At 74.2% G+C, this 16,770-nt stretch carries 14 protein-coding genes; 8 read left to right on the top strand and 6 right to left on the bottom strand.

The genetic code is table 11. The features are described 5' to 3' along the window. Positions 1-144 precede the first annotated feature (144 nt). Together GNZ18_RS40375 and GNZ18_RS40370 are read left to right on the top strand one after the other, a co-directional pair. Complete coding sequence (locus GNZ18_RS40375) at positions 145-621, top strand: hypothetical protein (protein ID WP_156222840.1); 477 nt, start codon at positions 145-147, stop codon at positions 619-621. A 17-nt stretch (positions 622-638) separates the two neighbouring features. Next, positions 639-2,291, top strand: a complete 1,653-nt coding sequence (locus GNZ18_RS40370; protein WP_312875022.1) for a carbamoyltransferase family protein — start codon at positions 639-641, stop codon at positions 2,289-2,291. A gap of 42 nt (positions 2,292-2,333) precedes the next feature. Here GNZ18_RS40370 and GNZ18_RS40365 read toward each other — a convergent pair whose 3' ends face one another. The 3 genes from GNZ18_RS40365 to GNZ18_RS40355 form a co-directional block, all read right to left on the bottom strand. Then, the gene (locus tag GNZ18_RS40365; protein ID WP_156222838.1) at positions 2,334-3,164 is read right to left on the bottom strand and encodes a carbon-nitrogen hydrolase family protein; all 831 of its coding nucleotides are present in this window, start codon (positions 3,162-3,164) and stop codon (positions 2,334-2,336) included. A gap of 91 nt (positions 3,165-3,255) precedes the next feature. Beyond that, positions 3,256-8,256: a trypsin-like peptidase domain-containing protein gene (locus tag GNZ18_RS40360; protein ID WP_156222836.1), complete on the bottom strand. Its 5,001-nt coding sequence runs from the start codon at positions 8,254-8,256 to the stop codon at positions 3,256-3,258. Continuing rightward, positions 8,253-8,552 carry a trypco2 family protein gene (locus GNZ18_RS40355; RefSeq protein ID WP_156222834.1) on the bottom strand — a complete coding sequence of 100 codons (300 nt, stop codon included), beginning with the start codon at positions 8,550-8,552 and terminating at the stop codon, positions 8,253-8,255. The genes GNZ18_RS40360 and GNZ18_RS40355 overlap by 4 nt, the downstream gene beginning before the upstream one ends. 457 nt (positions 8,553-9,009) lie before the next feature. On the opposite strand from GNZ18_RS40355, the gene GNZ18_RS40350 reads away from it, so the two are divergent. From GNZ18_RS40350 to GNZ18_RS40325, 6 genes are all read left to right on the top strand, one after another. Beyond that, positions 9,010-9,471 (top strand): hypothetical protein, encoded by a 462-nt coding sequence (locus tag GNZ18_RS40350; RefSeq protein ID WP_156222832.1) that lies wholly within the window; start codon positions 9,010-9,012, stop codon positions 9,469-9,471. 34 nt (positions 9,472-9,505) lie between these two features. Continuing rightward, positions 9,506-10,384: a Gfo/Idh/MocA family protein gene (locus GNZ18_RS40345; RefSeq protein WP_156222830.1), complete on the top strand. Its 879-nt coding sequence runs from the start codon at positions 9,506-9,508 to the stop codon at positions 10,382-10,384. A 49-nt stretch (positions 10,385-10,433) separates the two neighbouring features. Beyond that, entirely contained in the window at positions 10,434-10,835 is a 402-nt protein-coding gene (locus GNZ18_RS40340) for a rhodanese-like domain-containing protein (RefSeq protein ID WP_214619690.1), read from the top strand. A gap of 371 nt (positions 10,836-11,206) precedes the next feature. Further along, a complete protein-coding gene (locus GNZ18_RS40335; protein ID WP_156222827.1) occupies positions 11,207-12,121 on the top strand; it encodes an NAD-dependent epimerase/dehydratase family protein in 915 nt (304 codons plus the stop codon). Positions 12,122-12,150: 29 nt separating this feature from the next. After that, positions 12,151-12,642: a metallophosphoesterase family protein gene (locus GNZ18_RS40330; protein ID WP_156222825.1), complete on the top strand. Its 492-nt coding sequence runs from the start codon at positions 12,151-12,153 to the stop codon at positions 12,640-12,642. A gap of 857 nt (positions 12,643-13,499) precedes the next feature. Beyond that, positions 13,500-14,351: a maleylpyruvate isomerase family mycothiol-dependent enzyme gene (locus GNZ18_RS40325; protein ID WP_156222824.1), complete on the top strand. Its 852-nt coding sequence runs from the start codon at positions 13,500-13,502 to the stop codon at positions 14,349-14,351. A gap of 9 nt (positions 14,352-14,360) precedes the next feature. Here GNZ18_RS40325 and GNZ18_RS40320 read toward each other — a convergent pair whose 3' ends face one another. The 3 genes from GNZ18_RS40320 to GNZ18_RS40310 form a co-directional block, all read right to left on the bottom strand. After that, positions 14,361-15,005 (bottom strand): TetR/AcrR family transcriptional regulator, encoded by a 645-nt coding sequence (locus tag GNZ18_RS40320; protein WP_246251330.1) that lies wholly within the window; start codon positions 15,003-15,005, stop codon positions 14,361-14,363. 316 nt (positions 15,006-15,321) lie between these two features. Next, the gene (locus GNZ18_RS40315) at positions 15,322-15,786 is read right to left on the bottom strand and encodes a DUF2752 domain-containing protein (protein ID WP_312875021.1); all 465 of its coding nucleotides are present in this window, start codon (positions 15,784-15,786) and stop codon (positions 15,322-15,324) included. Positions 15,787-15,808: 22 nt separating this feature from the next. Next, positions 15,809-16,090, bottom strand: a complete 282-nt coding sequence (locus GNZ18_RS40310; RefSeq protein WP_214619682.1) for a CD225/dispanin family protein — start codon at positions 16,088-16,090, stop codon at positions 15,809-15,811. Positions 16,091-16,770 lie beyond the last annotated feature (680 nt).

The following is a 16,770-nucleotide window of genomic DNA, read 5'->3' as shown; positions in this document are numbered from 1 at the left end:
ACCGTCCGGTGAAGATCCGACACGGGCCGTTCTTGATCCATTCGGAGAAGGCCGCGGGATCGGCGCGGGCAATGACAGGGAGCGGGCTTTCTCGATAGCATGGGAAACCGAATTGTCCGGGCCCCGCGTACGGGAGGTCAGCACATGCTCAGCATCCAGCCGGAACTGGTCTGGCAGGGCCGTGTCCACCTCGGGGACGAACCGGGTGTGTACGGCGACGCCGCCTATTCCGGGCTTACCGTCGAGCTTCCGCTGACGCTCCAGAAAACCGATCCCGCCGGGCCGAACACCACCACGTTGCAGGTGTTGACCGAGAATGTCACGACGTTCGCCGGCTACCCGGGCCATGTGGTCTCGGTGATCCTCCACGAGGCCGACCCCGCCCATCCCGGCCACTTCAGGGAGGTCGTGCTCGCGACCACCCGGCTGACGACGTCCGACAACAACAAGGCCGACCTCGCGGTCGACCTCGCGGGCCGCGCGCTGCCCGCCCGCGTCAGCGTCCGGGTGCACGTCGACACCGAGGTCCCGCCGGGCCTGTACAACGACTTCGTCGTCATCAGGCTGGTGAACCGGTCGCCGAACTTCGTGTTCGTCGCGTCCCTGGGATTCGACGCCTGACCCTCGCGGGGGAGCCCGTGGAACACCGTGCGCTGCCCGCGCTGCTGCACAGCCACGCGACCTCCTGGCACGACGGGGGCGTCGCGATGCTGGCGCCGGGCGGCGAGATCGTCGCGCTGGCCTCCGAGCGGGTCGGCGACCGGCGCAAGCACAGCTGGGACTCCCGGCTCGCCTACCGGTTCCTGCGCGACCGGCCCGCCTACGGGCGCCATCTCGGCGGCCCCGGCGACCGGTTCGTGGACAACTCCGGCGGGCTCCGCCGGGAGGACCACCACCTCCACCACGCGGCGAGCACCTTCTACGGCTCGGGCTTCGACGAGGCGGCGGTGCTCGTGGTGGACGGCCAGGGCTACCGCCACGACCGGCTCGTCACCACGTCCGTCTGGCGGGGGACGGCGGCGGGGCTGCGGCTGGTGGAGGAGCTCGCCGCCTCCTCCGGTGTGTTCGCCGCCGAGTCGATCGGCCACTTCTACACGGCGGTCGGCGTGCTGGCGGGGATGGGCCAGCTCAACTGCGAGGGCAAGACGATGGCGCTGGCCGCCTACGGCCGCCCGTCGCACTTCCTCGACCGGCTGCGCCGCTTCGCCGGCACCCGCGACGACGGCCGCTACCGGGTCGATCCCCGGTTCACCTCCGTGGTGCTCGCCAACACCCTCGGCCGCGAGCAGTTCGGGTGGGCGCCGCCCGAGCCGCAGGACCAGGTCCTGTGGGAGGAGTTCGTCCGGGCGCGCGCACGGCCCCCGGTCCCCGGGTGCTTCGACCAGGACGACATGGACATCGCCCACGCGGGCCAGGTCATCCTGGAGGAGATCGTGCTCGGCCTGGCCCGGCGGGCGCACCGGCTCACCGGGAGCCCCCGGCTCTGCCTCGCGGGCGGTGTCGCGCTGAACTGCGTCGCGAACGGGCGGATCGTCCGGGACGGCCCGTTCCGCGAGGTGTTCGTCGTGCCCGCGCCCGGCGACGACGGCCAGGCCGTCGGCAAGCTGCTGCTGGAGGTGAAGGCGCGCGGCCTGCCCGTGGACACCACGATGCGCACCGCCTACTACGGCCCGCCGTACTCCGAGGACGAGGTCGAGGCCGCCGTCGCGGCGGTCGGGGAGCACGTCGAGCACGCGCGGCTGGACGAGGCGCCGCTCCTGGCGGCGGTCGTGGACCGGCTGTGCGACGGCCAGGTGGTCGGCTGGTGGCAGGGGAGGTCCGAGCTGGGCCCCCGGGCCCTCGGGCACCGCAGCATCCTGGCCGACCCGCGCCGGGCCGGGATGCGCGACCACATCAACGCCGCCGTCAAGGACCGCGAGTGGTTCCGGCCGTTCGCGCCGATGGTGGTCGAGGAGCGCGCCGGGGAGTTCTTCGAGCTCCAGGGGCCGAGCCCGTTCATGGCGCTGGCCGTGGACGTCCGTCCCGCCGCGCGGCACCTGATCCCCGCCGCGGTCCACGTGGACGGCAAGGCGCGGGTGCAGACGCTCGGCCGCGAGCAGGACCGGCGCTGCCACCGGCTGCTGCGGGAGTTCGGCGCGCGCACGGGCGTCCCGGTTCTGCTGAACACCTCGTTCAACCGGCGGGACGAGCCGCTCGTCGAGACGCCCTCCGACGCGTGCCGCGCGTTCCTCGCGATGAACCTGGACGCGCTGGTCCTCGGCGACCACCTGCTGACCAAGCGGCCCGCCTAGCCGCGCGGGCCCCAGCCGCGCGGGCCTCAGCCGCGCGGCCCCTCAGCCGGGCGGGGCCGCCGGGGTCCCGACCAGGCCGCGCTGGAGCGCCGACCACGCGGCGAGCTGCTCGGCCCGCACCGTGCGCAGCGCCAGCTCGTCCCCGTCCGCGCGGACCGAGACGTCGGTGCCGTCGGGGAGGAAGATCCCGCTCCGCCCCAGGTAGACGGTGCCGTCGTCGTCCACGCCGTGCCGGTTGCAGAACACGCTGACGACCTGGTTCTCCAGCGCCCTGGCCTGGTGGATGACCCGCAGGAAGGCCACCGACACCGTCGAGGGGCTGAGCACCAGCCGCACCCCGGCGCCCGCCGCCGCGCGCACCGGCACCGGGTCGGCGATGTCCATGCAGATCTGCACGGTGCTCGGCAGGCCGCCGATGTCGATGAGTCGGTGCGGGCTGCGCCCGGCGCTGAACACGTCGAGTTCGGGCCCGAACAGCCGGACCTTGTCGTGCGCCGTGGAGATCGTCCCCTCGCCGACCACGAGCGCGCGGTTGAAGTTCCTGCCGTGGGAGCGGACGGGCAGGCTGCCGACGAACCGCAGGCGCTGCTCCACCGAGACGGCGAGCAGCGGCTCCAGCGGCCGGGCCAGTTCGTCCTGCTCGGGGAAGAAGAGGGGGTAGGTGCGGTAGCTGCCGAGGAAGAACTCGGGCAGCACGATGGTCGCGTCGGTGACGCCCCGCACGGCCGAGCGGATGAACCGGACGTTCTCGCGCTCGGAGCGGACCTGGGGCGCGAACTGGAGCAGCCCGATCCGGAACGATCCGTCCCCGCCGACGCCGGCGGGCGCGCCGTTCGGGGGCAGCGTGGAGGGGCGCGCGGTGGAAGGAGTCATTCCAAAGTTCTCGAAGATCGATTTGGGGGCCCCTTGAAGCCTACCGGCCCCGCGAACCGCCTCGGACCTGCGGCGACGCCGGAATCCGGGGTCAGCCGCGCTCGTGCTCCTCGAAGGCGGCCATCGCCGGGAGGGCGTTGCCGAGGACGGGGATCACCTGGGGCAGGGCCGCGATCATGAGGGCGGGCGGCGGGAGCCAGCTGTCCTCGCGGATGCCCTGGACGATGAGGCGTTCGGCGTCGTCGCGGGCGTCGGCGGTCACGAGCCGGTCGATGATCCCCTCGAACGCCTCGCGGCGCCGTGTGGGCGACTGGATGCGCGCGGCCTCCGCCTCGGCCTCGGGCAGTCGGCCCGCCGCCGCGATCGCCAGCGCGATGTCCCGCCAGATGGGGCCCTGCCGGTGGTGGTGATGGCTGTCGTCGTCGAGGATGTCGCGCGCCTGGTCCAGGAGCCCGGCGCGGAGGGCGGCGGCCGAGATCGAGGCCAGCGCCGCGCCGCGCACCTTGGGGTCGTGCATGCGCTTGGCGATGTCCAGGGCCTGCTCGTTGAGCCGGACGGCGCGCGCGGTCTCCCCGTCGGCGGCGGCGCGCGCGGCGATCAGCGTGAGGCTGTTCCAGGCCGGGAACGGCAGCCGCGCGCCCTGCATGACCGTCACCGTGCGCTCGGCGAGGTCGAGCTGGCCGATCTGGACGGCGGCGTGGGCGACGTTGGCCAGCGCCCGCTGGTGGCGGCGCTCGTCCACGTGGGTGGCGGCGAGCTCCTCGGCCTCGCGCAGCAGCCGCCGGGCGCGCTCGGCGTCGCCGATCGCGGCGGCGGTCACGGCCAGCTCGATGAGCCCGCGGCAGCGCGGCTCGGCGTTGGTGACCGCGATCGTGTGCACGGCCGCCTCGGCCTCCGCGAGGATCTTGCCCGCCTGCCCCGGGTTGCCGGAGTCGGCGATGACGCGGGCGAGGGCGCCGAGGAGCGCGCCGCGGACCCGCAGGTTGCGGACGGCCCGGATGTCCTGCCCGACCCTGCGCCGCAGCGCGCGCAGCCGGTCCCGGCTCGCGGCGCACACGGCCAGCAGCGTCTCCACGCGGAACCGGTGGTCGGCGACCCGGCCCGCGAGCCGTTCGGCCATCACCAGGTCGCCGGTCGCGATGGCCGCCGAGGCGAGCGTGACCGCGACGGCGTCGTGGGAGTCGGCGTCGAAGCCCGGCAGCCGCCGCTCGCCGTCGGCCAGCAGCCGCGCGGCGGCGGCGGTGTGCCCGAGCGCGTGGACGATGCGGGCGACGTCGGCGAGCGCGGAGACGCGCGCCACCGGGTCGGCGACGCGGGCGGCGAGCCGCTCGGCGGTGTCGAGGTCGGCGGTGTCGGCGGCGGCGGAGGCCAGCTCGGCCGCGCTGGAGTCGAGGGTGTCGGCGTCCGCGTCGTCCAGCCGCTGCTCGGCGAGGGAGAGGAACCGTCCGGCGCGGCCGTACTCGCCGTCGCCGTAGGCCGCCCGCGCCAGGTCCGCGAACGCGCTGACCTGGAGGCGGGTCCGGTCGATCACGCCGACGATCCGCTCCGCGTCGCCGTAGCGGCCCCGCCCGGCGGCGGCGAGCGACGCGGCCGTCAGCTCGAACGGCGACAGGTGCCGGACCGATCCCGCCGGGGCCGCCTCCTCGGCCGCCAGCAGGAAGGCGACCGCGCGCTCGCGGTCGCCCCGCTCGATGGCGACCCGGCCGAGCTGGGCGAGGCCGACCGCGTGCCGGAACCCGTGCGGCATCGACTGGACGAGCCGCTCCGCGTCCAGCGCCAGGCCCGCCCTGGCCAGTTCCTCCGCCGCGTTGACCAGCGCGAACGCCCGCTTGCGGGTCGGGCTCATCGCGGCCAGCGCCGCCTCGACGACCTCCGTTCTCCGCTGCGCCGCGGCCTTCGCGACGACGGCGCCGAGCACGTCGTTGCGCTCGTGCACGTCGATGATCCGGACCGCCGCGCGGACGGCCAGCGCGGTGAGGCCGAGGTCGGTGGCGGTCTTGGCGAGCTCGGTGGGCAAATTCTGCTTCGACGGGTACCGGAGCGCGGCCGCGATGCCCGCCTCAAGGAGGTCGGAGGTGTCGCCGCGCAGCTCCGCGACATGGGTCTCGATCAGCAGGCCCATCGATTGCGTCCCCCAGGGCCGGGGGCGGTCGCCCGCGTTCAGCGCGACGGTCAGCAGGTCCCGGGCGCGTTCCAGGTCGCCGCGCGCGGCGGCCGCGGCGGCCATCTCGACCAGCGGCGCCCACTGGCGCCGCGGCTGGCGCGCGACGAGGTCGGCCGCGACCGCCACCATCCGGGTCGCGGTGTCGGCGCTGCCGGCGTCGATCGCGGCGAGCGCGACGCGGATCGCGGCCACCGGGCGGCGGTGCCCCTCCATCAGCTCCATGAGCCGCTCGGCGTCGTCGAGGAGCCCGGCGTCCACGACCGGGGAGAACAGCGCGGCGAAGGCGGCCTGCCGGGAGCCGCCCTTGGCGGAGGCGATCTCGATCGCCTGCGCCAGCACCGCCGCGGCCTCGGCGTGCTCGCCCCGCAGCTCCAGCGCCCGGACGACCCGGCCGAGCGCCCCGCACACCAGCCGGGCCCCGTGGACCGACGTGCCGACCAGCTCCCGCGCCGCCGCGACCTCGCCCCGCTCGGCGAGCACCCCGGCGATGTCGGCGAGCGCCTCCCAGCGGACGTCCTGGTGCTCGATGAGGTTCGCGAGGCGTTCGGCGTCCTCCTGGAACCCGGCCTCGGCGGCGGTCCGGGCCGCCGCCGCGATGATCTGCCGCCGGTCCTTCCGGTCGGTGAACGAGCGCGCGACGCGCTCCACCGAGTCGAACAGCCCGGCGCGCGCCGCGTCGCAGGCGAGGTTCACCATCAGGTCCCTGCGGCGGCCCCGGGAGTGGACGACGGAGATGATCAGCCGGGCGGCCTCCTCCATGAGCGCTTCGGCCCGGGTGAACCCGGCGCCCAGCACCAGCGCGATCCGGGCGAGGGTCCGGGCGCGCCGCACCCCGCTCAGGATGTCGCCGGCCAGCAGCTCCGCCTCCTGGAGCCACAGCTCCGCCTGGGTGTCGGCGCCGGACCGCCCGGCGACCTCCGCGATGGAGACCAGGATGTTGGACTTGATCGACGGGACGACGATCTCCCGCGCCATCCGCTCGGCCCGCTCCAGGTCGCCGAGCTCCGCCCACCCCATCGCGATGATCTCGGGGTGGATGCGGGAGGAGAGCCGGAGCTGGTCGCGCCACAGCGCCAGCAGGTACGTCGCGGCCAGGTCGGGGGGATCCTCGGCGAGGTGGAGCCGGATCGAGTCGGTGAGCGTCCGCACCGCGGGCTCCGTCGTCCCGACGCGCTCCAGCAGCCGCCGCCAGCGCTCGGGGTCGTTGAGCCCGCGGAGCCGCTCCAGGTCGCCGGTGTCGGCCAGCACCTGCGGGTAGCGGTCCAGGAGGTAGAGCGGGGTGTCGGCGGGCCAGCCGCGCGCCCGGAAGGGCTCGGCCCAGGCGTGGACGGCCTCCCAGTGGCCCGCCATCGCCTCCGGGCCGAGGCGCTCGGTGGTGGTCTCCCGGATGAGGTCGTGGGCGAAGGAGTACCGGCGCAGGCCGTGCTCCTCGCGGCAGTCCACGAGCCGCGCGATCGTGTGCTCGACCAGGTCCCGGACGTCGAAGAGGTCGAGGCCGGTGAGGTGCGCGACGTCGGCGTCGGCGAGCCCGCCGCCCGAGGCGGCCAGCAGCCCGAGCACGTCCCGGCTCGTGCGGTCGCGCAGGTGCTGCTGGAGGTCGAGTTCGGCGGCCCGCCGGGACGCGCGGGAGGCGTCGTTGGCGGCCAGCGGGCGGCGCTCGCAGCGGCGCAGCGGATGCCCGTCCGGGACGTCGGCGGGCACTTCGGGGAAGTACCTGCTGGTCACCAGCACGTGGCCGCCGCGCGGCAGGTACTCGGGGAGCTGCGCTGCGATGCTGCTCTCGCGGTGCTGGACGTGGTCGTCCTCGTCGAGGCCGTCCACGATGAGCATCAGGTGGCGGCCGTCCGCGGTGACACGTTCCACCGCGCGCTGCCACAGGTCGTCGAGGTCGAACGCGGTGGGCACGACACCGGGCGAGAGGACCTCGCCGACCAGCGGGGCGAGCTGGTCGGCGAGCGCGGTCCGGTAGTCGGCCAGGCGCGAGCCGGTCGAGCGGGAGACGAAGAAGGCGACCGTGATGACCTCGGGCGCGGGGTCCCCGGCGAACGCGGCGGCGAGCGTGGTCTTGCCCGCGTAGGGGTCGCCGACCAGCCACAGGTAGGACGTGGCGCCCGTCGCGAACTCCTGGAGGCGGGCGAGTTCGGCGTCCCGGTCGGCGGGGTGCGGGCACCGCGCCCGCATCTTCGTGATCGTGGACCAGTACCGCGACCGGCGCACCGGCGCCGCCGGGCCGGCGTGTGCCTCCTCCAGCCGGACGCCCGCGTCCTCCAGCAGGGCGTTCAGGGCCTCCCGGCTCTCGCGCGGCTCCACGAACTCGCCCGCGATCCGGGGCCGGTGCGGCCCGGCGGCGCTGAACACCCGCGACGCGGTCAGCGGCCCGTCGGCCTCGGCCCAGCGGACCACGCCGACCAGCCTCCCGCCGACCAGGACGGGCCCGCCCGACAGCCCCTTGTAGGCCCTGCCCGCGCGCTGCGGCGCGTCGTGCCGGTGCAGGTCGAGCAGACCGGTCTTGACGTTCGCGCCGAGCAGCACCTCCCCGTCCACCTGGTCGACGTCGCGGACGGCGCCGAGCGCGCCCTTGCGCTCGTGGGACGCGGGGAACCCCCAGGAGGAGAACGTCGCGCGGCCCGTGCTCCAGGGGTCGACGTCGGCCAGCACGGCCGGGGCGACCCGCGGCAGCGCGCCGGACGGCACCCGCAGCAGGGCCAGGTCGACCTCGGCGCCCTCGGCCGTCCAGACCCGGTCGGCGGCGACGGCGACCGAACCGTCGGGGGTGGCGAGCCGGACGGTCGCCGTCCCCGGCGTCTCCACCGCGTGCCGGCAGGTGAGCACCAGCCGGTCCGAGACCCGGTAGCCGGTGCCGAACCCCTTCGCGCCGTCCTCGACGAGCACCTCGACGGTGCGCCAGCGTGGCTCGTCGGGCGTCACCGGCTGGGCGCGCTGAGCCGGTCACCCACCTCAAGCGGCCGGCCGTCGAGCGTGGGGGTCAGCGTGAACGCCACCCGGTGCGTGCTGGTCTGCGACACCTTGCCCGAGGCGCCGGCCTCGATGACCCACACCTTGACCTTGCCGTTCGCGCCGCCCTCCCTGGTCAGCGCGACGTCGAAGGCGACCTCGATCGGCCCGACGGTGAAACGGACGCTCTCGCCCGCGCCTTCCCGTTCGGCCCGCACCAGGTCGTCGCGGATCGCTTTCACTGCCTCAGCCAGCCCGATTTCCTGCATTTCGCTCCATCACTCGACGGTGCGGTGAGTTTACTGCTTTATGGCGATCCGCCGGGGTCCGCAAGCGCGCCGTAGCCTGGTGTGGCCACCGCTCCCGACCGCCCGGGAACCCGGGGCCGGGGGCCCGCCATTCGGCACGGGCGCTCCGCATTCCGTGCTTGTTTCGAACTCCCGGTCGGGCGGCGAGGACAACGGCAAGGACAACTGTCCCCTCGACCCGCGAAGCGGGGGAGCGGTACCGGGCGGTATTTCCGTCGCCCGCGACGCCTGAGGGGGCCCGCGCGTCCCATCCGCGCGGCCGTTCCCGCCCGCCGCGTCCGGGACACGCGGCGGGAACGGATCAGGACATCGGTCCCTGTCTGTGATGACGCGATCACGCGCACCCTTGGACGGGGGCGCCGGGCGAGCCGGACGGGGGCGGCTCGCCGGCGGCGCCCGCTGTCGAACGGAGGGCGACATGAGCAGGAACACCATCATCGTCGTCGCGGTCGCCGCCGTGACGGCGACGGTCGCGGCGGGCGGGGGCGCCGCCGCGGTCGTCATGCTGGACCCGGGAGGGGCGCACCGCGCGGGGGCCGTGGCGCGGACCGCGTCACCGGACCCCACGGGGGCCGACGCCCCGGCCGAGCCGGAGCCGACCCCGACCGTCACGGTCACCAAGCCGAAGGTCGTGCGGAAGACCGTCGTCGTGCCGCAGCCCCGCGGCGGCGGCTCGTTCGGCGGCGCCGACCAGCGCTTCCTCGACGCCATCGCCGGTGACGGCATCACGGCCCCCGACGGCTGGGCGATCGAGGCGGGGAACGCGACCTGCGGCGCGGGCTACGACTACGCCTACCGGTACCTGACCGACGGCGGCCTCTACGGCTACCACGTGCAGACGTTCCTGGACGACTGGACGCTCACGCACGGCGGGTGCTGACCCCCGCCTACCGCACCCGGTCTATCGTCGGCGCATGGGCGAAGCGGTGGCGGTGGGGCTGGTCGGAGCGGGTCCGTGGGCGGGCATGGCGCACGCGCCCGCGCTGGCGGCGGGGCCGTCCACCCGGCTCGCGGGGGTCTGGGCGCGGCGTCCCGAGGCGTCGGCCGCGCTGGCCGGCGCGCACGGCGCGCCCTCGTTCACGCGGATCGAGGAGCTGTTCGACGCCTGCGAGGCGGTCGCGTTCTGCGTCCCGCCGGACGTGCAGGCCGATCTCGCGGCACGCGCCGCCCGCGCGGGCAAGGCCGTCCTGCTGGAGAAGCCCCTCGCGCTGGACCTGGACGGGGCGCGGCGCCTCTCCGGCGCGATCGCCGAGGCCGGGGTCGCCTCCCAGATCGCGCTCACCGTGCGCTACTCGGCCGCCGCGCGGGCGTTCCTGGAGCGGGCGCGCGGGTCCGCGCCGCTCGGCGGGTACGGCTCGTTCGTCACGCCGGTGCTGGCCGGCGGGCCGTTCGCCACCCCGTGGCGGCTGGAGCACGGCGCGCTGCTGGACCTCGGCCCCCACCTCGTCGACCTGCTGGACGCCGCGCTCGGACGCGTGACCGCCGTCCGCGCCCACGGCGACCCCCTCGGCTGGGTCGGGCTGCTGCTGGAGCACGAGGGCGGCGCGGTCAGCCAGGCGTCGGTCTCGATGGCCGGGGCCGCCGGCGGCCCGCCCGCCCACGTCGAGGTCCACGGGCGGGCGGGGCACGCGCGGCTCGACTGGACCGACCTCGGCGACGACGCGTTCCCGACCATGGTCGCCGAGTTCGCGGCGGCCGTCCGGGACGGCGGCGGGCACCCCCTGGACGCCGCGCACGGCCTGCGCGTCCAGGAGATCCTCACCGCGGCCGCCGCCGACCTGCTCGCGCGTTAGCAACTATTCAGATTGACTTGATAGGGAATCGGGTGTCATGCTGGCCCGCATGCCCCGCACCATCGACGAGATCCTCGCCGCCGCCCGCGACCGGCTGGAGCGCGTCACGCCCGAGCGCGCCCACGCCGACCTCCTCGACGGCGCGCTGCTGGTCGACATCCGCCCCGCCGCCCAGCGCGCGGCCGAGGGCGAGGTGCCGGGCGCGCTGATCATCGAGCGCAACGTGCTGGAGTGGCGGCTCGACCCCGCCTCCGACGCGCGGATCCCGCAGGCGACCGGCCACGACGTGCGCGTGATCGTGTTCTGCTCGCAGGGCTACACCTCCAGCCTGGCCGCCGCGGCCCTGCACGACCTCGGCCTCACCCGCGCCACCGACATCGACGGCGGCTTCGAGGCGTGGTGCGCCGCCGGCCTGCCCGCCACCGGCCTGCCGTCCCCGGCGGCGCGCTGACCCACGCCCCCGCCGCGCCTGGAGCGGGAGGGACGGCCGGACTCCTCGGCCGGTGCAAGGGAGTGTCCATACCTCCTCGGAGCCCGGCCGTCCCCTGGCCCTCGCGATGTGCGCCGCCGCCGGCGCGGACCGGGGGCGTTCGGCCGCCGGCACGGCGGCGGCCGCGAGGGAGCCCGAGCCTAACCCCGCTGGTCAGCAGCGGGAAATGACACGGTGCTTACAGTTTTTTCCCACCGGTGTCCGAGCCGCCGCGTCTGAAATTCACCCGATCCGCGGCCGCCGGGGTGTCACGCACGGGCGGGGCGGTCCGTCTTGCTTCCCGTAGGGCGTTGTCCCGGCGAGGCGGCCGGGCGGATCAGGGGAGTGTCGTCATGCGCGTGCTTGTCGCCGGGGCCACCGGCGTGATCGGGAGCCCGCTGGTGCCGTTGCTGGAGGCCGTCGGCCACGACGTCGTCGCGCTGGCCGGGTCCCGGCGGCGCTCCGAGGACGATGCCGTGGCGGTCGTGCGGGACCGCGACGCCCTTGTCCGCGCGGTGGCGAGCGCCGCGCCCGACGCCGTGGTCAACCTGCTCACCCCCGTCCCCGCCGTCCTCGGACCCCGCCGCGCCGCCCGGCACCGCGCCGCAGGCGGCCTGCCGCGCACCGGGTGCGCCCGCGACCTGTACGAGGCGGCGCGCGAGGCCGGTGCCCGGCGGATCATCGCGCAGGGCCTCGCCTACGCCTACCAGCCGGGGGAGGGCCTCGCCGACGAGGACGCGCCGCTGTGGACCGAGCACACGCCCCGTCGGTTCGCGCCCGTCCTCGCGGCGCTGCTGGACCTGGAGCGGGCGACCGCGGACGCGGGCGGGCTGGTGCTCCGCTTCGGCCACCTGTACGGCCCCGGATCCGCCTTCGCGGCCCGCGGGTCGTTCACCGAGCGGGTCCGCGCGGGGCGCGTCCCCGTGGTCGGCGGCGGCCGGTCGGTGCTGTCGTTCACCCACGCCGACGACGCCGCCACCGCGATCGTCGCGGCGCTCGACAAGGAGGTCGGCGGCGTCCTCAACGTCGTCGACGACACCCCGCTCACGATGGCGGAGTTCCTGCCCGCCTTCGCCCGGATGCTGGACGCCCCGCAGCCCAGGCGCACGCCCGTCGCCCTCGCCCGGCTCGCCGTCGGCGGATGGGGCGTGGCGTGCATGACGGGGCTGCGCGGCGCGGACAACGCCCGCGCGCGGTCCCGGCTCCGCTGGCGCCCCCGGCACCCGAGCTGGCCCGGCGGGCGCGCACCCGCCACCCGCGCGCGGTGACCGGCGGGGCGTGGGGGAGGATGGGAGGGATGAGAGCGGTCGCCATCTCCGACACCCACGCGCCCCGGCGCTGGAAGTCGTGCCCGCCGCGGGTCGCCGAGCACCTGCGGGGAGCCGACGTGATCCTGCACGCTGGCGACGTCTGCGTGGCCTCCGTCCTGGACGAGCTGGCCCAGTACGCGCCCGTCCACGCCGTGCTCGGCAACAACGACGGCCAGGACGTGGCCGACTGGGGCGCCCCCGAGCGCCTCGAACTCGACCTCGACGGCCTCGCGGTGGCGATGGTCCACGACAGCGGCCGGACGCTCGGCCGGACGGCGCGGATGCACGCCTGGTTCCCCGGCGCCGACCTGGTCGTCTTCGGCCACTCTCACACGCCCATGGACGAGACGGGCGACGGCGTCCGCGTCTTCAACCCGGGCTCGCCGACCGACCGGCGCCGCGAGCCGCACGGTACCCTCGGCCTCCTGGACATCCGCGACGGACGGCTCGTCCGCGCGCGGATCGTCCCGGTGACCTGAACGTGCGGCCGCCCCCGCGGGGCCGGCCGTGAGCCACCGGTAACCGCCCCTCTCGGAAAACGCCACATCGTCGCGGGTTCCATTCGAAGCGTCCCGGCACAAGGACACAGAGCGCCTCGGCTTGGGCCGGGGCCCATGGCCTCATGCGCGTCAGCGGGATGGGCAGGGCCGGTTACCTTCCCGTCGCATTCCGTCCCGTGCGGAGGGCTCCCCGCCTGGGAAACGAACGCGAAGGCCCGCTCCTGGTGCGCGGTCGGAAGCGCCCCTGACGCCCGTCCGAAACCGGTGGCGAAAGCGTCGGCGCCACCGGACCATTGCGCGGATGGCCAGGGCCGCCCGGCGGCGGCTCGCGGCAACGGCGCCTCGCCGAACGGCCGGTGGAATTCGCGGGGTGAAATGCGCGCTGCGACAAGCGGGTTGCTCGGCGTAGCGGGTGTACGCCGGGCCTTGGACCGGCGGCGGCCGCCCGGCCACCGCCCCGGCCTCGGCGCCCGCGGAAGGACCACCAGGTTCGTCCAGTAGCAGGTCAGCGCGGTGAACCAACGACGCCCGCCCCGCGCGAAGCCCCGCCGCGCGAGTTCGGAACCGGCTCTCCGGCATGCCCTTTCCCGGACGACTCCGCGCCGCCGCCGAGCGAAATGAAGAGGCCGCGGATGATTTTTCACGGGAAACTCTTGGAGCGCCATGCCGGGGACACCGCCCCACTCCCGGCCGCTTCTCAGGGTGGCTCAGCATTACCGTCATCTCGAAAACTGCTTGATTCTCGGAATAGGGCATGCATGACCTATAGGCGCCGACTGTTCCAGGTGGTATACCGGTGTTGTTCGGTCCCGAGAACCTCCCGAAGGAGGGCGGACATGCTCCCGGCCGTCTCCCCGACCACATGGTCCAACGCCCGCCACAGTGTGGAAATCACCGGCGCGCGATTCGCCGAACTACTGCTGTCCGTCCCGTCCGAGGCGATGGCCACCGTCGACTGGACCGTCGCCGACACCGCCGCCCACCTCGTCACGATCTCCGACGCCTACCGGCGCATGCTGGGCAAGTCGGGCAGCCTCTCGGAGAGCCCGGTGATCGCCGAGGTCATCCCGCGCACCACCGTCGACACCGTCGCCCAGTTCAACGACGTCGCGCTCGCCCAGCTCACCGAGCGCGACGTCCGCACCCTCGCCGGCCGCCTCCGCGAGGACATCGCCGCCATCCAGCGCGCCTGCGACGACCTCGACCCGGACGAGCCCATCGACTGGCTCGGCGGCTCCCGCGTCCCCGCCGCGGGCGTGCTCGCCCACCTCGTCAACGAGATGCAGGTCCACGGCCGCGACATCGCCCGCGCCACCGGGACGCGCTGGGCGATCCTCCCGGCGGACGCCGCGCTGTTCTTCGAGCTGTTCCTGCTCGGCGTGACCAGGCACGGCTACGGGCACCTGCTCGACTGGAACCGTCCGGAGCACCGCGGCCGCGTCGCGGTCGAGTTCCGGTCCGCCTACACCAGCCCCGCGGTGATGGTGCTCGACAACGGGCGGGTCAGCATCGGGCACCCCGGCCGCGACATCGACGTGAAGGTGCGCTTCGACCCCGTCTACCTCAACCTCATGCTGTTCGGCCGCGTCAGCAGGGCGCGGGCCGCGCTCACCGGCAAGATCGTCGTCTGGGGACGCCGGCCGTGGCTGCTGCCCGTCTTCATGCGCAAGATGCGCCTGCCGTCCTGAGGCGCGGGGTCAGTCGACGAACTCGGTGGCGGGTGCGCCGGTGAGCTCCGTCCCGAGCCGGTCGAGCGACGCCCGCACCGACCGCGTCGCGGCCTCCACGGTGTCCCCGGCCCCGACCATCAACCCCACCAGCTGCGCCTCGAAGCACACCTCCGCGTCGTACGGCTCGATCAGGTACTCGCCGAGCTCCAGCGTGATCAGCCCGTGCATCGCGCTCCACATCTGGTGCGCGACCAGCTCGGGGTCACCGGTGCGGAACCGCGCCGCCCGGACGCAGCGCGCCGCGTGGTCCACGGCGTGCGCCAGCGTGTAGCGGCCGTGCTGCCGGTCCTCCTCGGACAGCGAGAACCCGCCCAGGGACGAACTGCCGAACATCACCGTGTACAGATGCGAGTTCGCCAGCGCGTTGTGCCGGTACGCCCGTCCGAGCAGCGCCATGTCGGAGACCGGGTCGTCGGTCTCGACGATCCCGTCGAAGTACCGTTTCAACCGCGTGAAGCCCTCGTGGACCATCGCCCGCACCAGCCCGCTCATCGCCCCGAAGTGGGTGTAGACGGCCATCGTCGAGCTGCCCGCCTCGGCGGCGACCCGCCGCGTCGTGAGCGCCTGCGGCCCCTCCTCCGCCAGCAGCCGGGCCGCGATGTCGATCAACATCACGCGCACACCGGGGTCCGATTTGCGAGGACTCATCCCGACAGTCTGACACCCGTCCCACCGTTCTCCACGACCTCAGTGGACCAATGTGACCCCATGGTCGGGCAGTGGCCTCATTCGTCCCTTCTGTCGCTTCGAACACGCCGATGACCTGCGCGTTCTGCATCCAGGAAGAGGCGTCCGCAGAGCGAAACGCACGGCCCCTGGCGAGTTCTCGCCAGGGGCCGGCGACGCGCCCTCCCCGCCGCCGTGGGACCACGCGCGTCGCCGCCCCCGTATGGTGCTCGCGACCCGAGGCCCCGCGAACACCTCCGCGCTACGCGCTGAGGAACGCGCCGAAGGGCAGGTTCCGAACGAGCCAGAAAAGCATGACGGCGCCGAGCAGCCCCCAGATCAGCCGAGGGTCGCCCGCCTTCGTCCGGGGCGGCCGATCCAGCGCGCGGGCCACCGTCCAGCGGCCCCAGAAGAACGCCAGAACCGGAAGCATCACCATGGCGAACACGTTGAGGCCGAGCGCCTCCCGCACATCGCCGTGGGCGAGCGCGTGGATCGTCCGCAGGGACCCGCACCCCGGGCACTGGCAACCGGTCAGGGAGAGGAACGGGCAGGTCGGATAGTTGCCCGCCCGGTTCGGATCGATCGCCGCGACGTAGGCCACGACGACTCCGGCGAGGACCAGGACGCCGCCGGGCAGGACGAGCCGCCGCGTCACCGCGACCGCGGAACGGTCGCGGGGCGCGGCGCCCGCCGGCGGGGGAGCCGATCGGCGGTCACGTGTCACGGGCCGGCCGTCCTGTCCAGGCTCAACTGTTGTAGTTGCCGGCGGAGAGCGCCACGAAGAGCACGGTCGCCACGCCTCCGATGACGGCCGAGACGATGGCCCAGATCTTGGCGTTGTTGGAGGCGCTCAAGGCACCGGCGTGGTCGCCCGTCGACCACTTGGAGTTGACCTGTGCGGCGAAGACGATGGAGACGATCCCGGCGGGGAGGCAGCAGAACAGGGTGGTGAGGATCGCCCAGACGAGATGGTTCGGGGGTGGCGTGCCGCCGGGTCCGGCCGGGTTCACTGGGGGGTAGTAGGTCACTGGGAGTACCTCCGTGCCGTGGGCTGGTAGGGCCGCGAGAAGGCCCCGATGCTCAGGGTCCGCTCACGCTCACTCTTCCCGCAAGACGGCGGGAGGGGACCCGCTGGGCGATGTCGATTTGACGTGGCCGTCCAGACGACGTAAGTTAACCCCTCGTCCCCACACGGATGCAGGACGCCTGCCTGGCGGCCGACCGTCCGGGGAACCCACCACCGAACCAGCCGACGCGGCTTCGTCGTGTCCGCTGTACGGCGGTGGGCCGGAACCGGTTCGATTTTGACAATCGCGCCGAATCTGGTGAAATGGCTTCACCGCCTGGAAGGGCCGCGCGAGCGGAACGGAAAGGCGTTATTGGAAAAGCCTGGAAATTGACAAGCCGGGCGGATCCGATAAAGTAAAGGAGTCGCCCCGGAGCGGGGCTCGCGGAAGCGGGTTCGGCGCGGTGGGTGTCCGTTTCTTGAGAACTCAACAGCGTGTTAAAAGCCAGTGCCTTTATCGGCCCGGCCGTGATGCGGTCGGGTCGCCCCGTGGCCCTGTGCATCCTTCTTCGGGAGGGTGGTTGGGGTCGGGGATTTCTTTGAGGCAATGCACCGGCCTCTTTCGGGGGGTTGGTGTTTGCTGGGATTTTCTTCTGAGGTTTGGCTGCTCGGGGTTCGCCCCCTGGGTGGTCGTGTGGCCTT

Origin of the sequence: Actinomadura litoris (assembly GCF_009733595.1) — a bacterium.
Taxonomy (GTDB): Bacteria; Actinomycetota; Actinomycetes; order Streptosporangiales; family Streptosporangiaceae; genus Spirillospora; species Spirillospora litoris.
Note: the sequence above shows the minus strand (reverse complement) of the source record. Positions and strands in the feature narration are given on the sequence as shown.

Excerpts from the sequence above, each read along its gene's own strand:
- GNZ18_RS40365 (WP_156222838.1), bottom strand. The coding sequence starts at position 3,164 with ATGACTCCTTCCACCGCGCGCCCCTCCACGCTGCCCCCGAACGGCGCG.
- GNZ18_RS40355 (WP_156222834.1), bottom strand. The coding sequence starts at position 8,552 with ATGCAGGAAATCGGGCTGGCTGAGGCAGTGAAAGCGATCCGCGACGAC.
- GNZ18_RS40330 (WP_156222825.1), top strand. The coding sequence starts at position 12,151 with ATGAGAGCGGTCGCCATCTCCGACACCCACGCGCCCCGGCGCTGGAAG.
- GNZ18_RS40350 (WP_156222832.1), top strand. The coding sequence starts at position 9,010 with ATGAGCAGGAACACCATCATCGTCGTCGCGGTCGCCGCCGTGACGGCG.
- GNZ18_RS40320 (WP_246251330.1), bottom strand. The coding sequence starts at position 15,005 with ATGTTGATCGACATCGCGGCCCGGCTGCTGGCGGAGGAGGGGCCGCAG.
- GNZ18_RS40345 (WP_156222830.1), top strand. The coding sequence starts at position 9,506 with ATGGGCGAAGCGGTGGCGGTGGGGCTGGTCGGAGCGGGTCCGTGGGCG.
- GNZ18_RS40325 (WP_156222824.1), top strand. The coding sequence starts at position 13,500 with ATGCTCCCGGCCGTCTCCCCGACCACATGGTCCAACGCCCGCCACAGT.
- GNZ18_RS40375 (WP_156222840.1), top strand. The coding sequence starts at position 145 with ATGCTCAGCATCCAGCCGGAACTGGTCTGGCAGGGCCGTGTCCACCTC.
- GNZ18_RS40335 (WP_156222827.1), top strand. The coding sequence starts at position 11,207 with ATGCGCGTGCTTGTCGCCGGGGCCACCGGCGTGATCGGGAGCCCGCTG.
- GNZ18_RS40340 (WP_214619690.1), top strand. The coding sequence starts at position 10,434 with ATGCCCCGCACCATCGACGAGATCCTCGCCGCCGCCCGCGACCGGCTG.